The sequence below is a fragment of the Streptomyces gardneri genome (genome assembly GCF_006539185.1).
Taxonomy (GTDB): Bacteria; Actinomycetota; Actinomycetes; order Streptomycetales; family Streptomycetaceae; genus Streptomyces; species Streptomyces gardneri.
This window is the reverse complement of the sequence record NZ_BJMN01000003.1, coordinates 89,612-110,060: the sequence shown is the minus strand read 5'-3', so window position 1 is coordinate 110,060 and position 20,449 is coordinate 89,612. Positions and strand designations below refer to the sequence as shown.

Annotated in this window: 24 protein-coding genes and 1 riboswitch; of the genes, 7 read left to right on the top strand and 17 right to left on the bottom strand. The window is 70.4% G+C overall.

Going from position 1 to position 20,449, the window contains the following annotated elements; genetic code table 11:
• From SGA01_RS02165 to SGA01_RS02135, 7 genes are all read right to left on the bottom strand, one after another.
• Positions 1-211 (bottom strand): NAD(P)-binding domain-containing protein (locus SGA01_RS02165; RefSeq protein WP_167533979.1); only part of this gene is annotated, 211 nt, incomplete at its 3' end.
• Complete coding sequence (locus SGA01_RS02160; RefSeq protein WP_141292708.1) at positions 208-1,296, bottom strand: enoyl-CoA hydratase/isomerase family protein; 1,089 nt, start codon at positions 1,294-1,296, stop codon at positions 208-210. The genes SGA01_RS02165 and SGA01_RS02160, both read right to left, overlap by 4 nt.
• Complete coding sequence (locus SGA01_RS02155) at positions 1,293-2,444, bottom strand: acyl-CoA dehydrogenase family protein (RefSeq protein WP_141292706.1); 1,152 nt, start codon at positions 2,442-2,444, stop codon at positions 1,293-1,295. The genes SGA01_RS02160 and SGA01_RS02155 overlap by 4 nt, the downstream gene beginning before the upstream one ends.
• Positions 2,441-3,940, bottom strand: a complete 1,500-nt coding sequence (locus tag SGA01_RS02150) for a CoA-acylating methylmalonate-semialdehyde dehydrogenase (RefSeq protein WP_141292705.1) — start codon at positions 3,938-3,940, stop codon at positions 2,441-2,443. Before SGA01_RS02150 ends, SGA01_RS02155 begins: the two co-directional genes overlap by 4 nt.
• A 230-nt stretch (positions 3,941-4,170) precedes the next feature.
• Positions 4,171-4,349, bottom strand: a riboswitch (cobalamin riboswitch).
• 151 nt (positions 4,350-4,500) lie between these two features.
• Positions 4,501-5,718 carry an MFS transporter gene (locus tag SGA01_RS02145; RefSeq protein ID WP_141292703.1) on the bottom strand — a complete coding sequence of 406 codons (1,218 nt, stop codon included), beginning with the start codon at positions 5,716-5,718 and terminating at the stop codon, positions 4,501-4,503.
• Positions 5,719-5,725: 7 nt separating this feature from the next.
• Positions 5,726-6,199 carry an ArsI/CadI family heavy metal resistance metalloenzyme gene (locus SGA01_RS02140; protein ID WP_141292701.1) on the bottom strand — a complete coding sequence of 158 codons (474 nt, stop codon included), beginning with the start codon at positions 6,197-6,199 and terminating at the stop codon, positions 5,726-5,728.
• Positions 6,200-6,246: 47 nt separating this feature from the next.
• Entirely contained in the window at positions 6,247-7,635 is a 1,389-nt protein-coding gene (locus SGA01_RS02135; RefSeq protein WP_141292699.1) for an NAD(P)-binding domain-containing protein, read from the bottom strand.
• A gap of 167 nt (positions 7,636-7,802) precedes the next feature.
• Between SGA01_RS02135 and SGA01_RS02130 the strand changes: the two genes are divergently transcribed.
• The 3 genes from SGA01_RS02130 (at position 7,803) to SGA01_RS02120 (ending at position 10,012) form a co-directional block, all read left to right on the top strand.
• The gene (locus SGA01_RS02130; RefSeq protein ID WP_055645404.1) at positions 7,803-8,165 is read left to right on the top strand and encodes an ArsR/SmtB family transcription factor; all 363 of its coding nucleotides are present in this window, start codon (positions 7,803-7,805) and stop codon (positions 8,163-8,165) included.
• A gap of 134 nt (positions 8,166-8,299) precedes the next feature.
• Positions 8,300-9,442: a hypothetical protein gene (locus SGA01_RS02125; RefSeq protein ID WP_141292697.1), complete on the top strand. Its 1,143-nt coding sequence runs from the start codon at positions 8,300-8,302 to the stop codon at positions 9,440-9,442.
• A 57-nt stretch (positions 9,443-9,499) separates the two neighbouring features.
• Positions 9,500-10,012 (top strand): GNAT family N-acetyltransferase, encoded by a 513-nt coding sequence (locus SGA01_RS02120; RefSeq protein ID WP_141292695.1) that lies wholly within the window; start codon positions 9,500-9,502, stop codon positions 10,010-10,012.
• Between the two features lie 76 nt (positions 10,013-10,088).
• Here SGA01_RS02120 and SGA01_RS02115 read toward each other — a convergent pair whose 3' ends face one another.
• Positions 10,089-10,466 (bottom strand): ArsR/SmtB family transcription factor, encoded by a 378-nt coding sequence (locus SGA01_RS02115; protein WP_371865969.1) that lies wholly within the window; start codon positions 10,464-10,466, stop codon positions 10,089-10,091.
• Between the two features lie 11 nt (positions 10,467-10,477).
• Complete coding sequence (locus SGA01_RS02110; protein WP_229917725.1) at positions 10,478-10,807, bottom strand: ArsR/SmtB family transcription factor; 330 nt, start codon at positions 10,805-10,807, stop codon at positions 10,478-10,480.
• 233 nt (positions 10,808-11,040) lie between these two features.
• Here SGA01_RS02110 and SGA01_RS02105 point away from each other — a divergent pair, with 233 nt between their 5' ends.
• Entirely contained in the window at positions 11,041-12,159 is a 1,119-nt protein-coding gene (locus tag SGA01_RS02105) for a permease (protein WP_167533978.1), read from the top strand.
• Positions 12,160-12,291: 132 nt separating this feature from the next.
• Positions 12,292-12,804, top strand: a complete 513-nt coding sequence (locus tag SGA01_RS02100; RefSeq protein ID WP_141292691.1) for a GNAT family N-acetyltransferase — start codon at positions 12,292-12,294, stop codon at positions 12,802-12,804.
• Between the two features lie 43 nt (positions 12,805-12,847).
• On the opposite strand, the gene SGA01_RS02095 is transcribed toward SGA01_RS02100, so the two are convergent.
• The 6 genes from SGA01_RS02095 to SGA01_RS02070 form a co-directional block, all read right to left on the bottom strand.
• Entirely contained in the window at positions 12,848-14,110 is a 1,263-nt protein-coding gene (locus SGA01_RS02095; RefSeq protein WP_167533977.1) for an ATP-grasp domain-containing protein, read from the bottom strand.
• Between the two features lie 359 nt (positions 14,111-14,469).
• Positions 14,470-14,778, bottom strand: coding sequence for an ArsR/SmtB family transcription factor (locus tag SGA01_RS02090; RefSeq protein WP_255325132.1), 309 nt, complete (start codon positions 14,776-14,778; stop codon positions 14,470-14,472).
• Positions 14,772-15,146 (bottom strand): ArsR/SmtB family transcription factor, encoded by a 375-nt coding sequence (locus tag SGA01_RS02085; RefSeq protein WP_141292687.1) that lies wholly within the window; start codon positions 15,144-15,146, stop codon positions 14,772-14,774. Before SGA01_RS02085 ends, SGA01_RS02090 begins: the two co-directional genes overlap by 7 nt.
• Before the next feature lie 88 nt (positions 15,147-15,234).
• Positions 15,235-16,293 (bottom strand): ArsO family NAD(P)H-dependent flavin-containing monooxygenase, encoded by a 1,059-nt coding sequence (locus SGA01_RS02080; protein WP_141292686.1) that lies wholly within the window; start codon positions 16,291-16,293, stop codon positions 15,235-15,237.
• A gap of 74 nt (positions 16,294-16,367) precedes the next feature.
• A complete protein-coding gene (arsB, locus tag SGA01_RS02075) occupies positions 16,368-17,459 on the bottom strand; it encodes an ACR3 family arsenite efflux transporter (protein WP_174867193.1) in 1,092 nt (363 codons plus the stop codon).
• Positions 17,450-17,758, bottom strand: a complete 309-nt coding sequence (locus SGA01_RS02070; RefSeq protein ID WP_141292682.1) for an ArsR/SmtB family transcription factor — start codon at positions 17,756-17,758, stop codon at positions 17,450-17,452. Before SGA01_RS02070 ends, arsB begins: the two co-directional genes overlap by 10 nt.
• Positions 17,759-17,829: 71 nt before the next feature.
• On the opposite strand from SGA01_RS02070, the gene SGA01_RS02065 reads away from it, so the two are divergent.
• Positions 17,830-18,249 carry an arsenate reductase ArsC gene (locus tag SGA01_RS02065; protein ID WP_141292680.1) on the top strand — a complete coding sequence of 140 codons (420 nt, stop codon included), beginning with the start codon at positions 17,830-17,832 and terminating at the stop codon, positions 18,247-18,249.
• A 5-nt stretch (positions 18,250-18,254) separates the two neighbouring features.
• Positions 18,255-19,244 (top strand): thioredoxin-disulfide reductase, encoded by a 990-nt coding sequence (gene trxB / locus SGA01_RS02060; protein WP_141292732.1) that lies wholly within the window; start codon positions 18,255-18,257, stop codon positions 19,242-19,244.
• Positions 19,245-19,458: 214 nt separating this feature from the next.
• Here the strand turns inward: trxB and SGA01_RS02055 are convergent, their stop codons facing one another.
• Together SGA01_RS02055 and SGA01_RS02050 are read right to left on the bottom strand one after the other, a co-directional pair.
• Entirely contained in the window at positions 19,459-19,827 is a 369-nt protein-coding gene (locus tag SGA01_RS02055; protein ID WP_229917723.1) for an ArsR/SmtB family transcription factor, read from the bottom strand.
• A 169-nt stretch (positions 19,828-19,996) separates the two neighbouring features.
• The gene (locus tag SGA01_RS02050) at positions 19,997-20,332 is read right to left on the bottom strand and encodes an ArsR/SmtB family transcription factor (RefSeq protein ID WP_141292678.1); all 336 of its coding nucleotides are present in this window, start codon (positions 20,330-20,332) and stop codon (positions 19,997-19,999) included.
• Between the last annotated feature and the right edge of the window lie 117 nt (positions 20,333-20,449).

The window sequence follows — 20,449 nt, the reverse complement described above, 5'->3', positions numbered from 1 at the left end:
GGCGGCCCGCCGGCAGCATGGTGATCACGACGTCGGCCGCGGCGGCGGCTGCCCGAGCCGAGTCCGCCGTCTCCACCCCGGCCGCGGCGGCGGTCGCCAGGGCCTCGGGGACGAGATCGAATCCGAGCACGCGGTGGCCGGCGGCGGCGAGACGGGCGGCCATGGGGCCGCCCATGTGACCGAGACCGATGAACGCGATGGCGGTGGTCACCAGGGCACCTCCTGAAGCGGGTCGGGGGCCGCGAGCCGCAGCTCGCGGTCGGCTCCGAGCGGGGTGAAGTAGCGGGCCACGTCCTCGTCGGTGACGTCTGCGAGGTCGGCCGGGGACCAGCGGGGATCGCGGTCCTTGTCGATGACCTGGGCCCGGATGCCCTCGACGAGGTCCGGGGAGGTCAGGGCCGCACACGAGACGCGGTACTCCTGTTCGAGGACCCGCTCCAGCGGTCCGAGCCCGCGGGCCCGGCGCAACGAGGTCAGCGTGACCTTGAGGGCGGTCGGTGACTTGGTGGTCAGGGTGGCGGCGGCCTCCTTGGCTGCCGGCACTCCGCTTCCCATGAGCCGGTCGAGGATCTCCTCGACCGTGTCGGCGGCGTAGCAGTGGTCGATCCACTCGCGGTGGGCCGCCAGTTGCCCTGGCGGCGCCTGGCCGACATGTGCCGCCAGAGCGTCGTGGACGGACGTGTGCGCGAGCCCCGTGACCAGGCGGTCCAGCCGTTCGGCCGGTACGAAGTGGTCGGCGAGGCCGCAGAGCAGGGCGTCGGCGGCACCGACGGGTGCCCCGGTCAGGGCCAGGTGGACGCCGAGCTCTCCCGGCGCCAGGGCCAGGAGGTAGGTGCCGCCGACGTCGGGGACGAAGCCGATGCCGGTCTCCGGCATGGCGACGCGGGAGCGCTCCGTGACGATCCTTACGGTGCCGTGGGCCGAGACTCCGACCCCGCCGCCCATCACGATGCCGTCCATGAGGGCGACGTACGGCTTCGGGTAGCGGGCGATGAGGGCGTTGAGCCGGTACTCGTCCCGCCAGAAGGCGGCCGTGGCCGTGCCGCCCGTCCGCGCGTCCTCGTGGATGGCGCGGACGTCACCGCCCGCGCACAGTCCGCGGTCCCCCGCGCCGGAGATCACGACCGCTTCGATGTCGGGATCCTCCCGCCAGGTGGTGAGCGCCTCCTCGATGCGCAGCACCATGGGATGGCTGAGCGCGTTCAGGGCGCCGGGGCGGTTCAGGATGAGACGGCCCGTCCGCCCCTCGATGCGGACCAGGACCTCCTCGGTCCCGGTCGTCGCGTCCCCGGTCATCGCAGGTGCTCCGTCAGGCCGCGGGCGACGATGACGTTCATGATCTCGTTGGTCCCTTCCAGGATCCGGTGGACCCGCAGGTCGCGGACGATCTTCTCGATGCCGTACTCGCTGAGGTAGCCGTATCCGCCGTGCAGCTGCAGCGCCCGGTCGGCGACGGAGAAGCCCGTGTCGGTGGCGAACCGCTTGGCCATGGCGCAGAGTTGCGCGGCCTGCGGGTCGCCGCGGTCGAGGGCTTCGGCAGCCTGTCGGACCAGTGCGCGGGCGGCGGCGAGTTCGGTGGCCATGTCGGCGAGCCGGAACTGCAGACCCTGGGCGTCGAGCAGCCGGGCTCCGAAGGCCTCACGGTCGGCGAGATGGGTGAGGCTTCGGTCGAGGGCGCTCTGCGCCCCGCCGAGCGAGCAGGCCGCGATGCCGAGGCGGCCACCGTTGAGGCCGTGCATGGCGATGCGGAAGCCCTCGCCCTCGGCGCCCAGGCGCCGGTCGGCGGGGATGCGCACGCCGTCGAGGACGACTTGGCGGGTGGGTTGCGCGTTCCAGCCCATCTTGCGTTCGTTCCCGCCGAAGGAGACTCCCGGGTCACCGCGTTCGACGAGGAAGGCGGAGATCCCGCCGGGACCGGCCCCTCCGGTGCGAGCCAGGACGACGTACAGGCCGGAGGCTCCGGCGCCGGAGATGAACTGCTTCACGCCGCTCAGGACGTAGTGGTCGCCCTGCCGCTCGGCGCGGGTGCGCAGTGCGGCGGCGTCCGAGCCGGCGCCCGGTTCGGTGAGGCAGTAGCTGCCCAGGGTCTCGGCGGAGCAGAGGCCGGGCAGCCACCGGGCGCGCTGGGCCTGGTCTCCGTACCGGTCGATCATCCAGGCGACCATGTTGTGGATGGAGAGGTAGCCGGCGATGGAGGGGCAGCCGGTCGCCAGGGTCTCGAAGACGAGGACGCCGTCGGCCCGGGTGAGTCCGGAGCCGCCGTGCTCCTCCCGTACGTAGACGCCGCCGAGGCCGAGCGAGGCGGCGCTGCGGATGACGTCGACGGGGAAGTGCTTGTCCTGGTCCCAGGCCACGGCGTGCGGGGCGAGCTGCTCCTGGGCGAAGTCCAGGGTGACTTCGGCGAGGGCGAGCTGATCCTCGGTGAGGGTGGTCACGGCGCTCATCCCATCGTCGGCATGGTGAAGCTCGCGCCTTCCTTGACCCCGGAGGGCCAGCGCGAGGTCACGGTCTTGGTCCGGGTGTAGAAGCGGATCGAGTCCGGGCCGTGCTGGTTCAGGTCGCCGAAGCCGGAGCGCTTCCAGCCGCCGAAGGTGTGGTACGCCACGGGGACCGGGATGGGGACGTTGACGCCGACCATGCCGGTGTTGACGCGTCGGGTGAAGTCGCGGGCGGTGTCGCCGTCGCGGGTGAAGATGGCCACGCCGTTGCCGTACGGGTGCTCGCTCGGCAGCCGGAGCGCCGACTCGTAGTCGGCGGCCCGTGCGACGCACAGCACCGGGCCGAAGATCTCCTCCTGGTAGATCCGCATGGCCGGGGTGACCCGGTCGAAGAGGGAGGCGCCTGCGAAGAAGCCGTTCTCGTGTCCTTCGAGCGTGAACCCCCTTCCGTCGACGACGAGTTCCGCGCCTTCGCCGACCCCGATCCCGACGTAGCGGTTGACGCGGTCCAGGGCGTCCCTGCTGACCAGGGGACCGAAGTCGGCGTCCGGGTCGTCGGAGGTCCCGATGCGCAGGGAGGCGATGCGCTCCTTCAGCTTCGCCACCAGCGCGTCGGCGGTCTCCTCCCCGACGGGGACGGCGACGGAGATCGCCATGCAACGCTCGCCCGCGGAGCCGTACCCGGCGCCGATCAGCGCCTCGGCGGCCTGGTCGAGATCGGCGTCCGGCATCACGATCATGTGGTTCTTGGCACCGCCGAAGCATTGGGCGCGCTTGCCGTGGGCGGCGGCGGTGGCGTAGATGTGCGCGGCGATCGGGGTGGACCCGACGAAGCCGAGCGCCTGGACGCGGGGGTCTTCGAGAAGGGTGTCGACGGCCTCCTTGCCGCCGTTGACCACGTTCAGCACACCGGGCGGGAGGCCGGCTTCGAGGAAGAGTTCGGCGAGGCGGAGCGGTACGGAGGGGTCGCGCTCGGACGGCTTGAGGATGAACGCGTTTCCACAGGCCAGGGCAGGCGCGGCCTTCCACAGCGGGATCATCGCCGGGAAGTTGAAGGGAGTGATCCCGGCGACCACACCGAGCGGGGCGCGCAGCGAGTGGACGTCGATGCCGGTGCCCGCGCTGTCGGTGAACTCGCCCTTGAGCAGGTGCGGGATACCGGCGGCGAACTCCACGACCTCCAGGCCGCGTTGCAGGTCGCCGTGGGCGTCGGCGACGGTCTTGCCGTGCTCGGCGGACAGCAGCCGCGCCAGGGAGTCCCTTTCTCCTTCGATGAGTTGGAGGAAGCGCATGAGCACGCGGGCGCGTCGCTGCGGGTTCCACTGGCCCCACTCCCGCTGGGCCTCCTCGGCGTCGGCGATCGCCGCCTCGGCGTCGGCGCGCCCGGCCAGGGGGACCCTGGCCTGGACGGCGCCGGTGTTGGGGTCGTAGACGTCGGCGAAGAGTCCGGACGTGCCGGTGGTGTGCTTTCCGCCGATGAAATGGGTGAGCTCGCGGACCATCGAAGCCTGCTCTCGTCAGGTGAGGATCCGAGGAAGGCGCGGCGAGGGGCCGCGACGCGACACCGATCGGGGTGCGCGCCGCGGGTCCGACCGCGGGACAAGGGAAGGCGAGGGCGCCTTCGTCGAGTCACGAACGCGGGGACAGGGCCTCGGGGTTCGGGTACTCCGCCGGATCACCTGGGCCGTGGTCACGTACCGGTGCCATGCGTGTCTGCTCCATCCTCGTGGACAACACGGAACACCCCACGGCCGGTATCCTGACTCCCGGATCAGCGCGCGCTCTCCGGCCTTCCCGACGGATGGTTTCCGCCAGTGGCCTCTCTTGCTGAAGAGCACACTCCCCGGTCACAGTGGCGGGACCGCGCCGGATTCACACCGGCTTCCCTGCACCGCGGGCTTGTCACGAACATATAGTTGGACGTCCTAGTAAGTCCACCCCCCCCATCCTCGGCGCGGGCGTGTCGTCCGGGCCCGGCGGCCCGGGCACCTGAGGCCCCGGCCGCCCGCACGTGACCGTTCTCAGTTCTCGCGGTGTCGAACCAGCCCTTGACCCCAGGGGCCTACACATCCCTCCGGACGGAGGTCGCCGTCGCGACCAGCGCCGCCACCGCCGCGAGACCGGCGAGCGCGGCGAACAGCTCCGGGTAGCCGCCCAGCGGGCCGGCGAGAAGGGCTGCGGCGAAGGGGGCGAGGGCCGAGGCCGTCATGGCGGGGGCGTTGAGGATGCCGGAGAGTCGGCCGTAGTGCCGGGTGCCCCAGCGGTCGGTGATGGCGGTGGCCTGGAGGAGGGTGAGGTTGCCGCGGACCATCCCGGCCACGATCGACACGGCGATGACCAGGCCGTACGGGCCCGGGGTGACGGCGAGGGCCGCGGTGGTCAGGGCGCCGAGTGCGATGAGCGTCGTGGTGCGGAGCGTCGGGCCGGTGTGGCGGGCGAGCGGGGCGTAGAGGGTGCGGCCGAGGGTTTGGCCCGCACCCCCGAGGCCGAGGGCCCAGGCGGCTTGGGCTGTGGTGTAGCCGCGTTCGAGCAGGAGCGGGACGAGGGTGACGACCACGGCGTACATCGCGAAGGCGGAAAGCGTGAACGCGACCGCGAGCAGGAGGAACGGCCGGCTGCGGGTCACCGTGCCGGGGCTCGTGTCCGCACCCTCCGGGGCGGACGGCGCCGGCGGCCAGGGGGCGCGCAGGGCGAGGGCGTGGGCCGGGAGGGTGACGATGGCGAGGATCGCGGCCAGCACGAAGTAGGTCTCACGCCACGACAGGTGCTCGGCCAGCGCGGCGGTGACCGGGGCGAAGACGGTGGAGGCAAGACCGCCGGCGAGGGTGACGATCGTGAGGGCGCGGACGTGGTCGGGAGCCCACCAGCGGGTGAGGGCGGCGAACGCGGGTTGGTAGAAGGTGGCCGCCATGGAGAGCCCGGCGAGGATCCAACCGGCGAAGAAGACAGGCAGGTTCGGCGCCAGGGCCACGATCCCGAGGCTCAGGACCCCGGCAGCGGAGCCCGCGGTCATGATCGTGCGGGGGCCGCGGTGGTCGATGATCCGGCCGACGCGGATTCCGGCCAGGCCGGAGACGACCAGGGCCAGCGAGAAGGCCGCCATCGTGGCGCCGGTGGGCCAGCCGGTGTCGGCGACGATCTGGGGGTTGAGGACAGGGAAGGCGTAGTAGACGATGCCCCAGCTGGTGATCTGCGTGGCGCAGAGCGCGGGCAGGACGGCGCGGAGCCGCGACCGGTCCCCTGTTCCGGTCGCGGCTCCGCGGGTGTGAAGTTCGGTCATGGAGTGATCAGCAGCAGCCGACGGAGGCGGCGGCGACCGGTTCGCCGGCATCGTGCCCGGCGGTGTCCGTCGTGCCGGTGCAGCAGGTGCTGCCCTGTTGCCTGGTCAGGGTGTCGGCGTCGGCCTTGACGACGTACACCTCCCACGGTTCGCGGCCGGGGCCCTGGACCCACACCTTGTCCTGGACGGCGTAGCAACAGGTGGTGTCGTTCTCCTCCTTCGTCGCCAGACCTTCCTCGCCCAGCCGCGCGGTGGCGGCATGGACCGCCTCGGTGGTGTCGACCTCCACGCCGAGGTGGTCGAGACGGGTGTCCTCGTCGTCGGCGCCTTCGATGAGGACCAGCTTGAGCGGCGGCTCCGCGATGGCGAAGTTGGCGTAGCCGTCACGGAGTTTGGCCGGCTCGGTGCCGAAGAGCTTGGTGTAGAAGGCGACCGATGCCGCCAGGTCGGGTACGCGCAGGGCGAGCTGTATGCGGGACATCGTGTTCCTCCGGCTGTGGGTGTGGTGGTGAGGTGGATGGGGCAGGGTCAGCAGCCGCCGGAGGCGGCCACCGGGACGCCGGCACCGATGCCGACGCCGATCTGGAGCGGAGCCGGGGTCGGGGTCGCGCAGCATTCTCCGCCGTCGGCCTCGGTGTCGGCAGGCTGGTCGAAGAGGCCGGCGCCGCCGCAGACTCCGGTCTCGGGGAGTACGAGTTCGACGCGCTCGGCCGACTCGCGGTCGCCGGCGATCGCGGCGACCACCGAGCGGACCTGCTCGTAGCCGGTGAGGGCGAGGAAGGACGGGGCGCGGCCGTAGGACTTCATGCCCACCAGGTACACGCCTTCCTCGGGGTGCGACAGCTCCTTCACACCGTGCGGGTAGACGGTGCCGCAGGAGTGCAGGTTCGGGTCGATGAGCGGAGCGAGCTCGACGGGGGCCTGGAGCCGCTCGTCGAGACCGAGGCGCAGTTCGTCGAGGAAGGTCAGGTCGGGGCGGAAGCCGGTCAGGACGATCACCTCGTCGACCGGGTCGAGTCGGCGCCCGTCCTCGGCCACGAGGACCAGCTGCTGGTCCGCGCGCTCGATGGCGTCCGTACGGAAGCCGGTGACGGCTTCCGCGTACCCGTCCTCGACGGCGGCCTTCGCGGCGAGGCCGAGGGCGCCGCGGGCCGGGAGCTGGTCGGCGTCTCCCCCGCCGAAGGTGGCGCCGGAGATGCCGCGGCGCAGGATCCAGGTCGCGTGGGTGCTCGTGCCGTCCTCGGCCTTCGCGAGAGCGGCAAGGGAGGCGAGGGCGGTGAAGGCAGAGGCGCCGGATCCGATGACGGCGGTACGTCGGCCCGCGTAACGGGCCCGCACGGCAGGGTCCTTGAGGTCGGGGACGCGGTAGGAGATCCGGTCGGCCGCCGCACGCTCACCGAGGGCCGGGAGGCCGTCGCCGCCGGCGGGGCTCGGGGTGGACCACGTACCGGAGGCGTCGATCACAGCCCGCGCGAGGACGCGCCCCTCGTGTCCGTCGCCGTACCGGATGTGGACGGTGAAGGGCTGCTCCTCGCGCTCGGCGTCGACGACGCGGTCGCGGCCGGTACGGGAGACGCCGGTGACACGGGCGTCGAGCCGGACCCTGTCGCCGAGGACGTCCGCGAGGGGCTGGAGGTAGTCGCCTGCCCAGTCCGCGCCGGTCGGGTACGTGCCCGTGTCGGGCTTCACCCAGCCGGTCGGGGCCAGCAGCTTCTCGGCGACCGGGTCGACGACCTCGCCCCAGGTGGAGAAGAGCCGCACGTGCGACCACTCGCGTACCGCCGCGCCGGCCCGGGTTCCGGCCTCCAGGACCAGCGGCTCCAGCCCCCGGTCGACGAGGTGCGCGGCAGCGGCCAGCCCGGCGGGCCCGGCTCCGACGATCACGACAGGCAGCTGGTCGGTGGCGGTGACGTTCACGGCTCTTCCCCTTTTGATTCGACGTTTGTCGATGTCTTGCACCTTCAGCTTGGCACCTGATTCGACAGCCGTCAACATAGACATTCATCGAATTCATGAAGCCCTGGGCCGAACGCCAGGGGAGCGAGTCCCTGGGCGGCTGGTTCGACATGTGTCAACATAGATAGATGTCGAACGTGAAGATGTTGCCGGTACTGGAGCCCGAGATAGCGCCGTGCTGCCCGCCTCTGAACGAGCGGCCACTGACCGCCGAGGAGGCCGAGCGGACCGCCGTCATGTTCAAGGCGCTCGGCGATCCGGTCCGGCTGCGGCTGTTCTCCGCCGTCGCCTCGCACGAGGGCGGGGAGGCCTGCGTCTGCGACATCTCCGACGTCGGCGTCTCCCAGCCGACCGTCTCGCACCACCTGAAGAAGCTGAAGGAGGCCGGGCTGCTCTCCTCCGAGCGGCGCGGCACCTGGGTGTACTACCGGGTCGAGCCCGCCGTCCTCGCCGCCATGGGAGCCCTCCTCACCAAGGCGGCCTCGGCCTGACACCACCGCCACTGCCGCCGCTGCCCGCGGGCCCGGGCGAGTGGCGTCACCGGCAGGCGAACCGCGGGACGCACGGCCCGATGTCCGAGGAGCGTCGTAGTCTTCCCCGCGTGTGATCACCCTGGGAGGTTCGCTTGTCCGCTCGCGCTCGGCTCCGTGCCACCGTTCCCGCGCTCATGCCCGCGTCACGGTCCGGCCCTCCGGAGATCGCGGGACTGCCGGGGCGCAGGATGCTCGTCCAGCGGAACGACGAGGAGGTCGTGGCCCAGCCTCTGGACGATGCCTTCGTCCCACGCTCCGGAGAGAGCGTCCGCTTTCCCGCGCCCTGGCCGCGCCATCGCGGGACGTGGGAGGTGGCGCCGGACGCGAGTGTGACCGTGTTCGCCGGCGTTCACGCCGTGCGGGCGGTGGAGCCGTCGGGTGCGACGCGCTGGGAGGTCCGGCACGGCTGTTGGTACGGCGCGTGCCGAGAGATGCACGAGTCGTACGACGAGTACGCGGATCGGCCGGACCATCGGTACCCGGAGAGCGGCTCCGTGGGTTTCTCGGCGGACGGCAAGATCGTATGGGCCCACGTACGCGGCCCGTTGCCCGAGGGTGAACTGAACCCTGACACGGTCGACGAGTGGCTGGTCGTCGACGCCGAGAACGGTCGAGTGCTCGCACGCGCCAACGCCGAGGCCGCGGCCGCGGGCAGCGTCCACCTGACCCACCCCACCGACCCGCGCCAGATGGGACTGAGCATCGGCGAAGGGCAGGACGGGGCGCCGCTGCGCTGGGGCCGATGGGACGGGAAGGAGCTGACGGTGGACCACCTGGAAGGCGACCTCTGCCTGCTGAGCCTCAGCCCCTCGGGCGACCGGCTGATGACCGTCTCGCATGACCAGGACTCGCTCGCCGTACGCGATTCCAGCGGAACCGTCATGGAGGCGCTGGAATGGGAGGCCGAGGCTGTCATCCCCAGACACCCTGAAGCCGCCTCTGCCGATGAGGATGACGATGATGACGACGACGAAATGCTCGTCTGCTGGGACTGGGCAGGTGGCTTCCTCGATGAGTCGACCCTCGTCGCCTCCACTGCCGAAAGCGACGACGAGTGGGGCCAGGGACGGCACTGGCTGATCGACACCGCGGGGGCGGCCGGCTTCGTGCCGATCACCTACCCCTCGCCGGTCTCCTGCGAGCCGACCGCGCTCGGAAACGGCACGTGGTCGACGGTGTCCGAGTCCCGTGACGTCCTCCATGTCTGGGGTGTGCACCTCCCGAACGGCGCCTGATCTCGGCAGCCCAGGGACGTTCCGGCGCTCGGCGCTGCGTCTGGGAGACTCCGCCCCATGACCGGATCAGCCACGGGCTCCATCACCGTCGTACCGCTCACCGCCGACCATGCCGACGAGGTCGTCGCGATCTATCAGGCCGGGATCGACGAGGGAAACGCCACCTTCGAGACCGTCGCCCCGACCTGGGAGCAGTTCGACGCGGCCAAGCTGGCCGAACACCGCTTCGCCGCGCTCGACGAGAGCGGCCGGGTGCTCGGGTGGGTGGCCGCCACGAAGGTCTCCGACCGGTGCGCGTACGCCGGCGTCGTCGAGCACTCCGTGTACGTCCACCCCGACGCCCGCGGCCGGGGCGTCGCCTCCGTACTGCTGAAGGCGCTCGTCGAGTCGACCGAGGCGGCCGGGATCTGGACCGTTCAGTCCGGTGTCTTCCCCGAGAACTCCGCGAGCCTCGCCGTCCACGCCCGTGCGGGCTTCCGGGTCATCGGCACTCGCGAGCGCGTCGGTCGTCACCACGGGGTCTGGCGCGACACCGTCCTCATCGAGCGTCGCAGCCCGTACATCGACTGACCCGGACAGGGGCAGAACAGCTCACGCCGCCCCGGATGCAGGGCTACGGAGCCGCGTGTCAGGAGGCCTGGGCCGCCTACGGAACCTCTGACTCGCCGCGTTTCTCGGTGTCGGCGAGAAACGCTCCCAGTGAGGCCAGGACGCCGGGCGCGGGGCGGTAGTACACCCATGTTCCGCGGCGCTCGGAGGTGAGCAGGCCCGCTTCACGAAGCTTCTTCAGGTGGTGGCTGACCGTGGGCTGGGAGACGCCCACGTCGGCTATGTCGCAGACGCATGCCTCACCGTTGGGGTGTGAGGCCACTCTGGACAGGAGTCGGAGGCGGACGGGGTCGGCCAGCGCCTTGAACATCGCGGCCATGATCTCGGCGTCCTGTTCGGAGAGCGCGGCGGTCACGATGGGCGGGCAGCAGGCGCCGATCGGCGCGCCGGCTGCGCGAAGGGTCGAGTCGGTCAACGAGCCCGACCTCAGACGGAGGCCGCGGGGCGGCCCATGACGGCGTCGGCGGCGCTGGGGAAGCAGGCCACGCAGGCGACGTTGATGCTGTACAGCATGGACGTCCCCCGGCGCTCACGCCGGACGAACCGCGCATCGGCGAGCAGCTTCAGGTGGTGGGACACCGTCGACTGTCCGACGCTCAAACGGTTCACGATCTCACCGACACTCATCGGCTCGGCCGCGAGCGCGAGGAGATTGAGGATCCGCACGCGGGTGCGATCGGAGAGGGCCTTGAACCAGGTGGCATAGGACTCGGCCGCACGTCGGTCGATCGGCCGGGCATTCATCGCGCTGCTCATGATCCATCGATGCTATTCGATGACGATCCGCGACGACAAGCCTCTTCCGCCACCACTGACACAGTCACCACCCGTCCCCGATCTCCATTGCAGGGCATCCCATTAATCGTCTATCATCGATATTCGATAAAGCGGATGCCGAACGACCCTCCCCACGCAGCTCGCCACGTTCCCCGTACGCCCCTGCACGGCGCCGCTCCCCTCATGTGTCACCGTCTCAGAGAGGTTCACCTGTGGACGAATTGCGGGCGCTTGCCCTGTTCATCCTGTTCGAGGTGCTGCACTATCTCCCGTGGTTCCTGGTAGCCATCGTCCTGGGGATCGCCGTCCAGCGTCTGTCCATCGACGTCGTCGCGCGCCGCAGCTTCGCCCACGGGCGAAAGGGCGTCCTCGGCATCGCCATCGTCACGGCCATCGGAGCGTTCAGTCCCTTCTGCTCCTTCACCGTGATCCCCCTGATCCGCCGCTTCCTGATAGCCGGCGTCCCGCTCTCGGCGGTCATGTCGTTCTGGATCGCCTCCCCGTCCATGGACCCGGAGATCTACGCCCTCTCCGCCGCCCAGCTCGGGATCCCCATCGCCACGGCCCGCCTCATCGGCGCGCTGGCGCTGAGCTTCGGCGCGGGTCTCATCGTCCTGGCGCTCGAACGGCGCGGACGGTTCGCCGATCCGCTGCTCGACTCCACCGAGGAGAAGACGCCCGCCAAGAGCTGCTCGCAGGAGACGGTGACCGTTCCCGAGACGGCGTGCTCCACGACGAAGGCGACCGTCCCCGAGCCCGTCACCGTCGGTGGGGGTGGCACCGGCGGCGGCACGTCCGAGGGAGGCTGCGGCGCCGCCCAGGAGCCCGCGCCCGAGGCCGGCGGCTGCTCCGCCGCGGCGCGGAACGACGCGGACGACGACGGCACGCCGTGGCGCGTACTCGTCCGGCGTGACATCAAGAACCTCCGCGCCGGCGAGATCCTCAAGGAGATCGTCAGCGACTCCCTGATCCTGGGCAAGTGGCTGCTGCTGGCCATCGTCCTCGAAGCCCTGATCATCCGCTACGTGCCCACCGACGTCGTGTCGGGCGTCCTGGGCACTGACGGCGCCCTCTCCGTCCTGGTCGCCGGACTCATCAGCGTCCCCTTGTACCTCAACGGCGTCGGTGCCATCCCGGTCGTCGAAGGCCTTCTGAACCAGGGCATGGTCGCCGCCGCAGGTGTCACCTTCCTCCTCGGCGGTGCCATCACGACGATCCCGGCGATGGTGGCCGTCAAGAGCGTCGTCAAGGCGAAGGTCTTCGCGTTCTACCTCACCGTCGGTCTCCTCGGCAGCGTGGGCATCGGGCTCGTCGCACTGCCCTTCCTCTGACCCGAACGCTCCCCCACACCCCCCACACCCCCCACCCACGATCCTGTGGCGGCCTGTGCCGCCACAGGATCGTCGCCGTACCCCGGCCGCCCGTACGCCGCTTCCTGGAGCGCACCTCGGAAAGGAGCAAGCATGACCACATCCCCGCGCACCGACATCACCCTCGCCCCCATGACCGACGATCACGCGCCTGCCGTCATGGCGATCTACCAACAGGGCATCGACGAGGGAAACGCCACGTTCGAGACGGCCGCACCCCCGTGGAGCGCCTTCGACACCGCCAAGCTGCCCGCACATCGGTTCGTCGCGCTCGGCCGTGAACGGCGGGTCGTCGGATGGACGGCGGTGTCCCGCGTCTCGGCTCGCCCCGCCTACGCGGGGGTGGTCGAGCACTCCGTGTACGTCTGTCCCACGGCACGCGGAGCGGGCGTGGGGCGCACGCTCCTGGAAGCGTTGGTCGCCTCCACGGAGAAGGCCGGTATCTGGACGATCCAGGCGGGCATCTTCCCGGAGAACTCGGCGAGCCTCGCTCTGCACGAGTCCGTGGGGTTCCGCGTTCTCGGCCGACGGGAGCGTGTGGCCCGGCATCACGGCGTCTGGCGCGACGTGCTGCTCGTGGAACGCCGTAGCCCGGTGGTCGCATGACTGATGCCGGTCACCATGGTGACCGGCATCAGGGCGGAGGGTGTCAGGCGTCCAGGGGACGCGAGCGCAGTTCGACGAGCGCGGGCGCGGCATCCGCGTCGGCAGTCACCTGGTCGCGGTCCTCGCCGACGGCGATGACGTAGCCGTACCGGTTCATGTACGCCCGGGGCGGGAGGGCCAGCGTGGTTCCGGGGCCGGCCGTCGCGACCGCGCTGTGCACCGTGGGCCCGAAGAGGTCGGTGCGCACGGTCACCTCGACGGCCTCGCAGTCGCTCTCCGGGTACAGGAACCTGATGGCAGCGGTCTTCCGGGCCTTCGGCGCGGTGTCCGGAGTGAGCCCGGCCGCCACCTGGGCGGCGGCGACGGCGGGGTCGGTACCGGTGGCGAGCATGCCGATGAGAGGGATGAAGTCACCACCGAGGCGCGCGTTGATCTCGACGAGTCGGGGGCCCTTGGGGGTGAGCTTGAACTCGGTGTGCGTGGCGCCGTGTCCAAAGCCGAGCGCCCGGTGGATGCGGTGCAGTTGGTCCAGGAGCTCCGGGTCCTGGAGCAGGGGGTCGGCGGCGTCGACGGTGTGGCCGGTCTCTTCGAAGTACGGGTCCATGCCGACCTGCTTGCGCGCCACGATCATCGGGGTGCACACGCCGTCGACGACGACCGCGTCGATGCTGATCTCGGGACCGGTCAGGTACTCCTCGACCAGGACGTCGGCCTCGTAGCGGGGCACTCCGGGCCAGTTGGCGGAGCTGGCGGCTTCGAAGGCCGCTTCGACGGCGTCGCCGTCGTCGGCGCGGACGACGCCGAGGCTTCCGGCGAGTCCACGGGCCTTGATCACCACGGGGTAGCCGGTCCTGTCGGCCGCGCTGCGGGCCTCGGCGGCCGTGGCGACCGGTGTGCAGGCCGGCTGCGGGACGTCCGCGGCGGCGAGCCGTGCCCGGGTGGTCGCCTTGTCGCGGCACGCGAGCACCGCGTCGGGCGCGCTTCCGGGCAGGCCGAGGGCTTCGGCCAGCCGTGCTGCGGCGTGTACGAGCGACTCGTCGTAGGTGAAGACGCCGACGACGGGGAGCTGTTGCATGACCTTCTTCGCCTCGGCGAGAAGTTCGTCGAGGTTCTTGGTGTCGAGGAGCGAGGTCCCCTCCACGTACGGCAGCTGCCAGCTCGGCTCGTGCGCGTCGAGGAGCCACAGCCGGAAGTGGCGGGAGACGGCCGCCACGATGTACTCCCGGTAGCGGCGGTCGCCGCTGCCCATGACGAGCAGGACCGGTGCCTCGGTGGTGGGCGAGTGCGGGTGGGGCGTGGCGGCCATGGTGGGAAACCTTCGTGTCGACGTGTGGTCGGGGCCGGGGCCGGCCGACGGGGCGGGGTCAGAGCCCAGGTCGGCAACTACGCTGTCTGCCGACGGCCGGAACCCTGTCAGCATTAAGCGATGCATGTCAATAGATCGATGAATGGTCGACGAGGCGCCCTCAGTCGAGGGTCATCACCAAGGAGAGCCGCCCGCCTTGCGTGACACACGGGCGGATGTCGATCGGCAGTCGTCGATACCCTCGCGAGCGACAAGCGACCGGAGTAGCGTTCGCGCACGGATCACGATGCGCGGCCTGACGGGTCACGGGCGAGTCGGCGTCGGGATCCGAGAGCTCCGAAGAAGCGGCGTCCGGGTTCTCAGCCGCAGGGCCGCCGCACCGGGGCCGTTTCCCGCCCCCCGTCGCCCAGGCCGTTGAAGAACGAGGCCAGATGAACCAGCGCCTCGGGACGAAGCCGGTAGTAGGTGAAGCGCCCGCAGGGCTCGGTCTCCACGACGCCCGCTTCGCGGAGAACCCGGAGATGGTTCGACAGGTTCGTCTGGCGTGCACCCGTCTCCTCGACGAGATGAGTCGTACACAGCGACTCACGGGCAAGAAGGCACACGATGCGAAGCCGCAGCGGGTCCGCCAGGGCCCTGAGCAGTTCCGCGTTCACCGACGTCAGCATGGCCCGATAGCTCGTGGGAAGGCCCGCCCCCTGAGCTCCTGAAGAGCCTCCCAGCGGATGGAGAACCAGGCCCAGGTCCCTCGCTGTTCACGCCGCAGGAGTCCGGCGGTGGCGAGGATCTTCAGGTGGCGGCTCACCGTGGGCTGTGCGAGGTCGAGCGACTCCGTCAGATCGCAGACGCAGAGCTCTCCGGCCGGCGACTGGTCGATGAGGTGAATGATCTGGAGACGGGTCTGGTCGGCCATCGCCTTCAACTGGGCGGTCAGCGTCTCGACTTCGTCGCGGTCGATCAGTGTCCCCGGAGAGCAGGGCTCGCAGATGTCCTTGCTCGCGTCCTCGATCGGTGCACCCGCCAGCGGAATTGCCATCCGGACACCATACGAGCCGACAAGATCGCACGGCGAATCCGGGTGACGATTTCCGTCAGACTTCACCTTCTGTTCACCCGCAAACGCCTCAGTGCAGGAGGGCGGCGATGCTGCGGGCGGCTTCGCGGGCGGGACGGCCGACGCCGATGAGGGTGGCCGAAGCAGGGCCGGTCCAGTCGCCGTACCCGAGCAGATGAAGACGAGGCTCTCCGACGGCTTCGGTTCCCACGGTGGGGATGTGTCCGCGAGGTCCGCGGAGCCCGAGCGGAGCGAGATGGGCGAGGGCGGGGCGGAAGCCGGTACACCAGATGATCACGTCGGCGTCCGCCCGCGTACCGTCGGCCCATTCGACACCCGTCCGCGTCAGGCGCGTGAACATCGGCTGCGCCTTGAGGAGTCCGGCGTCGCGGGCCTCGCGCACCGGCGGGACGGCGACGATGTCGCCGAGCGAGGCCACTCCCCCGACGTCGTCCCGCCCCTCGTCCAGGGCTCGGCGGCGGGCGGTCGCGTGGTCGAAGAGCGCGCGGCCGTCGATGTCGTCGGCGAGGAACCGCGCGGGTCGCTGGGTGACCCAGGTGAGGTCGGTGCCGTACGCGAGATCGGCGGCGACCTGCGCTCCGGAGTTCCCGCCTCCGACGACGACGACCCGCAGTCCGGCGAACTCGCCGGGGGTGCGGTACTCGACGGTGTGGAGCTGCCGCCCCTGGAACACCTCGCGGCCGGGGACGGAGGGAAGGAACGGCCGTGTCCACGATCCGGTGGCGCTGACGACGGCGCGGGTGCGCCAGGTGCCGGAGTCGGTCTCGACGCGAAGGTGCTCGCCGTCGCGGCGGACCGCCTGAACCCGGACGGGCCGGTGGACGGGGAGCTCGTAACGCTGCTCGTAGTCGGTCAGGTAGTCGACGACGTGGGCGGCGTCGGGGTACGTCTCCCCTTGCTGCGACGGCATGAGGCGGCCGGGCAGGGAAGAGTACGCGGCCGGTGAGAACAGGCGCAGCGAGTCCCAGGTGTGCTGCCAGGCGCCGCCCGGTGCGGGCTGGGCATCCAGGACGGCGAAGTCGAGGCCGCCGAGGCGACGCAGGTGGTAGCCGGCGGCGAGTCCTGCCTGACCGCCGCCGATCACGATGACGTCGACTGCCCTGCTCATCTCCCTGACTTCCCTTCGTACGGCCGTGCCTCGCCCGTGTGAGGGGCGAGGCGCGGACTGGTGACACGGCGGGGCTACTGCCCGACGGAGGCGAACTTCTTGCGCCAGGCCAGCGACACGTACACGAGCGCGACCAGGACGGGCACCTCGATGAGGGGTCCGACGACGCCGGAGAGGGCCTGGCCGCTGGTGACGCCGAAGGTGGCGATGGCGACGGCGATGGCCAGCTCGAAGTTGTTTCCTGCGGCGGTGAACGCGAGCGTCGCGGTGCGGTCGTAGTTCAGGCCGATGGCCTTGCCGAGGGCGAACGTACCGAACCACATGACGGCGAAGTAGACGAGGAGCGGCAACGCGATCCTCGCGACGTCCAGCGGCTGCGACGTGATGGTCTTCCCCTGGAGGGCGAAGAGGACGACGATCGTGAAGAGCAGTCCGTAGAGCGCCCAAGGACCGATCCTCGGCAGGAACTTCGCCTCGTACGACTCACGGCCCATCCTCTTCTCGCCGATCCGGCGGGTGAGGAAGCCGGCCACCAGCGGGATGCCGAGGAAGATGACGACGTTCAGGGCGATCTTCCACATGGAGATGTCGAGGGTCTCGCCCTCGCCGAGGCCCAGCCAGCCGGGCAGCAGGTCGAGGTAGAACCAACCCAGGAGGCCGAAGGCGAGGACCTGGAAGACCGAGTTCAGAGCGACCAGGACGGCGGCCGCTTCACGGTCGCCGCAGGCCAGGTCGTTCCAGATGATCACCATGGCGATGCAACGCGCCAGGCCGACGATGATCAGGCCGGTGCGGTACTCGGGCAGGTCCGGCAGGAAGATCCAGGCGAGCGCGAACATCAGCGCCGGGCCCAGGATCCAGTTGATGACCAGCGACGAGACCATGAGCTTCTTGTCGCCCGTGACGGCGTCGAGCCTGTCGTAGCGGACCTTGGCGAGGACCGGGTACATCATGATCAGCAGGCCGACCGCGATGGGCAGCGAGATGCCGCCGATCTCGACCTTGGCGAGCGCGTCGTTCAGGCCGGGGATCAGTCGACCCAGGCCGATCCCGAGACCCATGGCCAGGAGGATCCAGACGGCCAGGAAGCGGTCGAGCGTCGACAGCTTCGCGACGACGGAGGAGCCCTCCGCGGCGGTGGGCGCGTGGGGTGCGGTCACGGACAGACCCTCTTGTTCTCAGTGGCGGCACGGGCGGATTCGGCCAGGTCGGCGAACTGGCCGGCGAGCTGGGCGATGACGTCCGGCTTCAGGCGGTAGTACGTGAATCGGCCGCAGGGTTCGGTCTCCACGACGCCGGCCTCGCGCAGCACGCGCAGGTGGTTGGAGAGGTTGGTCTGCTTGGCGCCCGTCTCCTCGACGAGGTGGGTGGTGCAGAGGGTCTCGCGGGCGAGCAGGGTCACGATCTGGAGCCTGAGGGGATCGGCCAGAACCCGGATCAGATCAGTATCGACTGACGTCATCATGGACTGATACTGTCACATCACTCGCTGCTGATACCAGCCGGGGCTGACCTCTTGCCGGCAAGGAAGAACCGATGACCACCGCTCCGCTCGCCTCCGTGCTCTTCGTCTGCGTCCACAACGCGGGCCGCTCCCAGATGGCCGCCGGATTCCTCGACCACCTCGCCGGCGACCGCATCGAGGTCCGCTCCGCCGGCTCGGTCCCGGGCGACCGGGTCAACCCGGCAGCCGTCGAGGCCATGGCCGAGGTCGGCGTCGACATCTCCGACCGGAAGCCGAAGGTCCTCACCACCGAGGCCGTCCAGGCGTCGGACTACGTCATCACCATGGGCTGCGGCGACGCCTGCCCGATCTTCCCCGGCAAGAAGTACCTCGACTGGGCCCTGGAGGACCCGGCCGGCCAGGGCGTCGAGGCCGTCCGCCCCATCCGCGACGAGATCAAGGTGCTCATCGAGGGCCTCATCGCCGAGATCGACGCGAAGCAGGAGGCGTGACCGAAGTGACCGAGCCCCTCACCGACGACGTCCGCGAGGTCATCGTCATAGGCTCCGGCCCCGCCGGATACACCGCCGCCCTCTACACCGCACGCGCCCAGCTGCGACCCCTGCTCTTCGGCAGCTCCATCTTCGTCGGCGGCTCCCTGACCACCACGACCGAGGTCGAGAACTTCCCCGGCTTCCCCACCGGCATCGACGGCCCCGACCTCATGGACAACATGCGGGCCCAGGCCGAACGCTTCGGCGCCGAGATGATCGACGACGACATCGTCTCCGTCGATCTCACGGGCGACATCAAGGAAGTCACCGACAGCGAGGGAACGGTCCACCGCGCCAAGGCCGTGATCATCGCGACCGGCTCCGGCTACCGCAAGCTCGGTCTGCCGAACGAGGACGAGCTCTCCGGCCGGGGTGTCTCCTGGTGCGCGACCTGTGACGGCTTCTTCTTCCGCGACCGCGACATCGTCGTGGTCGGTGGTGGCGACACCGCCATGGAGGAAGCCACCTTCCTCACCCGCTTCGCCCGCTCCGTCACCGTCGTCCATCGCCGCTCGACCCTGCGCGCCTCGAAGGCCATGCAGAACCGCGCCTTCACCGACGACAAGATCTCCTTCGCCTTCGACAGCGAGATCGCCGAGATCAAGGCCGAGAACGGCATGCTCGCCGGCGTCGTGCTGCGCGACACCTTCACCGGCGAGACCCGCGACCTCGACGCCACCGGCCTGTTCATCGCCATCGGCCATGACCCGCGCACCGAACTCTTCACCGGCCGGATCGACCTCGACGACGAGGGCTACATCAAGGTCGAGGCGCCCTCCACCCGCACGAACCTCCCCGGCGTCTTCGCCGCCGGCGACGTCGTCGACCACACCTACCGCCAGGCCATCACCGCCGCCGCCTCCGGCTGCCAGGCCGCGCTCGACGCCGAGCGGTACCTCGCCGCTCTCGCCGACAGGAACAAGCTGGCCGCGGGCGTCTCCGTCACGGCCTGAAGCCATCGACGAGCTCGCATCCCGGACGCCCTCCGCGCCGCCGGCCCACCCATGAACACCAGCTTCTGCCCGCCGCGTTGGCGGACCTGGCAGGCAGGAGCTGGACCCCAACCTGGGCCTCACCTGGGGCCGGACCGCACGCTGAGCCGCACCGAGGCCGGAGCGCGCCAAGGATCCGCCACGGAGAGTGGCGGATCGAGTACGTCCGAAATCCTCAGGCGGAAGCGGCGGGGCGTCCCATGACCGCGTCCGCGGCGCTGGGGAAGCAGGCCACGCAAGCGACGTTGATCGAGTACAGCATCGAGGTGCCCTGGCGTTCGCGAAGGACGAACCGGACGTCCGCGAGCAGCTTCAGATGGTGCGACACCGTGGACTGCCCGATGTTCATCCGGTCCACGATCTCGCCGACGCTCATGGGTTCGGAGGCCAGCGCCAGAAGGTTCAGAATCTGCACACGGGTGGGATCGGAGAGGGCCTTGAACCAGGTCGCGTAGGACTCGGCAGTCTCTCGATCGATCAGCTGGGCATTCATCGAACCACTCATGATCCATCGATGATATTCGATGGCGGTGTCATTCAGCAAGGCTCTTGACGATCTCCGGGCATGCATGCCGTGGCACACCCCCGAAGGTCACCGGCACCGTGGGCGATCCGGGGCGGCTCCCCCTCAGGGGGCGATCTTCGGGAGGAAGCCGTTGCCACGCCCCACTCCATCGCCAATCATCGATTCTCGATGCAGGAGTGAGGGAGCGTCAGCTGGATCCCGGCTCCTGACAGGAGCGGATCGGGGCGCCGAGGAGGATGTCGGCGGCGCTGGGGAACTCGGTGACGCAGCGGGGGTTGACCGCGTACCGCATGCTGGCGCCGGCCCGGCGCCTGGTGAGGAATCGGGCGGTGTGGAGGATCTTCAGGTGATGGGAGACGGTCGACTGGTTGAGTCCAAGGTGGACGACGATCTCCCCCACCGGCACGGGGTCCGTACGGCCGCTGAGGAAACGCATGATGCGGATGCGCGTGGGGTCGGCCAGAGCCCGGAACCAGCGGGCGTACTCCTCGACGGTCTCGGGAGCGAGCGAGGTCTCGGACATGGGAATCCTTTGCGGACCATGGGGAAGTCCGCCGCCGCTCCGGCCGGCGGAGGGATCGGTATGCCTGCGCGCACGCCGTGCGGGCCGTGGCCGGAGTCTCGGCTCCGGCCACGGCCC

Excerpts from the sequence above, each read along its gene's own strand:
- SGA01_RS02160 (WP_141292708.1), bottom strand. The coding sequence starts at position 1,296 with ATGACCGGGGACGCGACGACCGGGACCGAGGAGGTCCTGGTCCGCATC.
- SGA01_RS02155 (WP_141292706.1), bottom strand. The coding sequence starts at position 2,444 with ATGAGCGCCGTGACCACCCTCACCGAGGATCAGCTCGCCCTCGCCGAA.
- SGA01_RS02150 (WP_141292705.1), bottom strand. The coding sequence starts at position 3,940 with ATGGTCCGCGAGCTCACCCATTTCATCGGCGGAAAGCACACCACCGGC.
- SGA01_RS02145 (WP_141292703.1), bottom strand. The coding sequence starts at position 5,718 with ATGACCGAACTTCACACCCGCGGAGCCGCGACCGGAACAGGGGACCGG.
- SGA01_RS02140 (WP_141292701.1), bottom strand. The coding sequence starts at position 6,199 with ATGTCCCGCATACAGCTCGCCCTGCGCGTACCCGACCTGGCGGCATCG.
- SGA01_RS02130 (WP_055645404.1), top strand. The coding sequence starts at position 7,803 with ATGTCGAACGTGAAGATGTTGCCGGTACTGGAGCCCGAGATAGCGCCG.
- SGA01_RS02120 (WP_141292695.1), top strand. The coding sequence starts at position 9,500 with ATGACCGGATCAGCCACGGGCTCCATCACCGTCGTACCGCTCACCGCC.
- SGA01_RS02110 (WP_229917725.1), bottom strand. The coding sequence starts at position 10,807 with ATGAGCAGCGCGATGAATGCCCGGCCGATCGACCGACGTGCGGCCGAG.
- SGA01_RS02100 (WP_141292691.1), top strand. The coding sequence starts at position 12,292 with ATGACCACATCCCCGCGCACCGACATCACCCTCGCCCCCATGACCGAC.
- SGA01_RS02095 (WP_167533977.1), bottom strand. The coding sequence starts at position 14,110 with ATGGCCGCCACGCCCCACCCGCACTCGCCCACCACCGAGGCACCGGTC.
- SGA01_RS02090 (WP_255325132.1), bottom strand. The coding sequence starts at position 14,778 with ATGCTGACGTCGGTGAACGCGGAACTGCTCAGGGCCCTGGCGGACCCG.
- SGA01_RS02085 (WP_141292687.1), bottom strand. The coding sequence starts at position 15,146 with ATGGCAATTCCGCTGGCGGGTGCACCGATCGAGGACGCGAGCAAGGAC.
- SGA01_RS02080 (WP_141292686.1), bottom strand. The coding sequence starts at position 16,293 with ATGAGCAGGGCAGTCGACGTCATCGTGATCGGCGGCGGTCAGGCAGGA.
- SGA01_RS02070 (WP_141292682.1), bottom strand. The coding sequence starts at position 17,758 with ATGATGACGTCAGTCGATACTGATCTGATCCGGGTTCTGGCCGATCCC.
- SGA01_RS02065 (WP_141292680.1), top strand. The coding sequence starts at position 17,830 with ATGACCACCGCTCCGCTCGCCTCCGTGCTCTTCGTCTGCGTCCACAAC.
- SGA01_RS02050 (WP_141292678.1), bottom strand. The coding sequence starts at position 20,332 with ATGTCCGAGACCTCGCTCGCTCCCGAGACCGTCGAGGAGTACGCCCGC.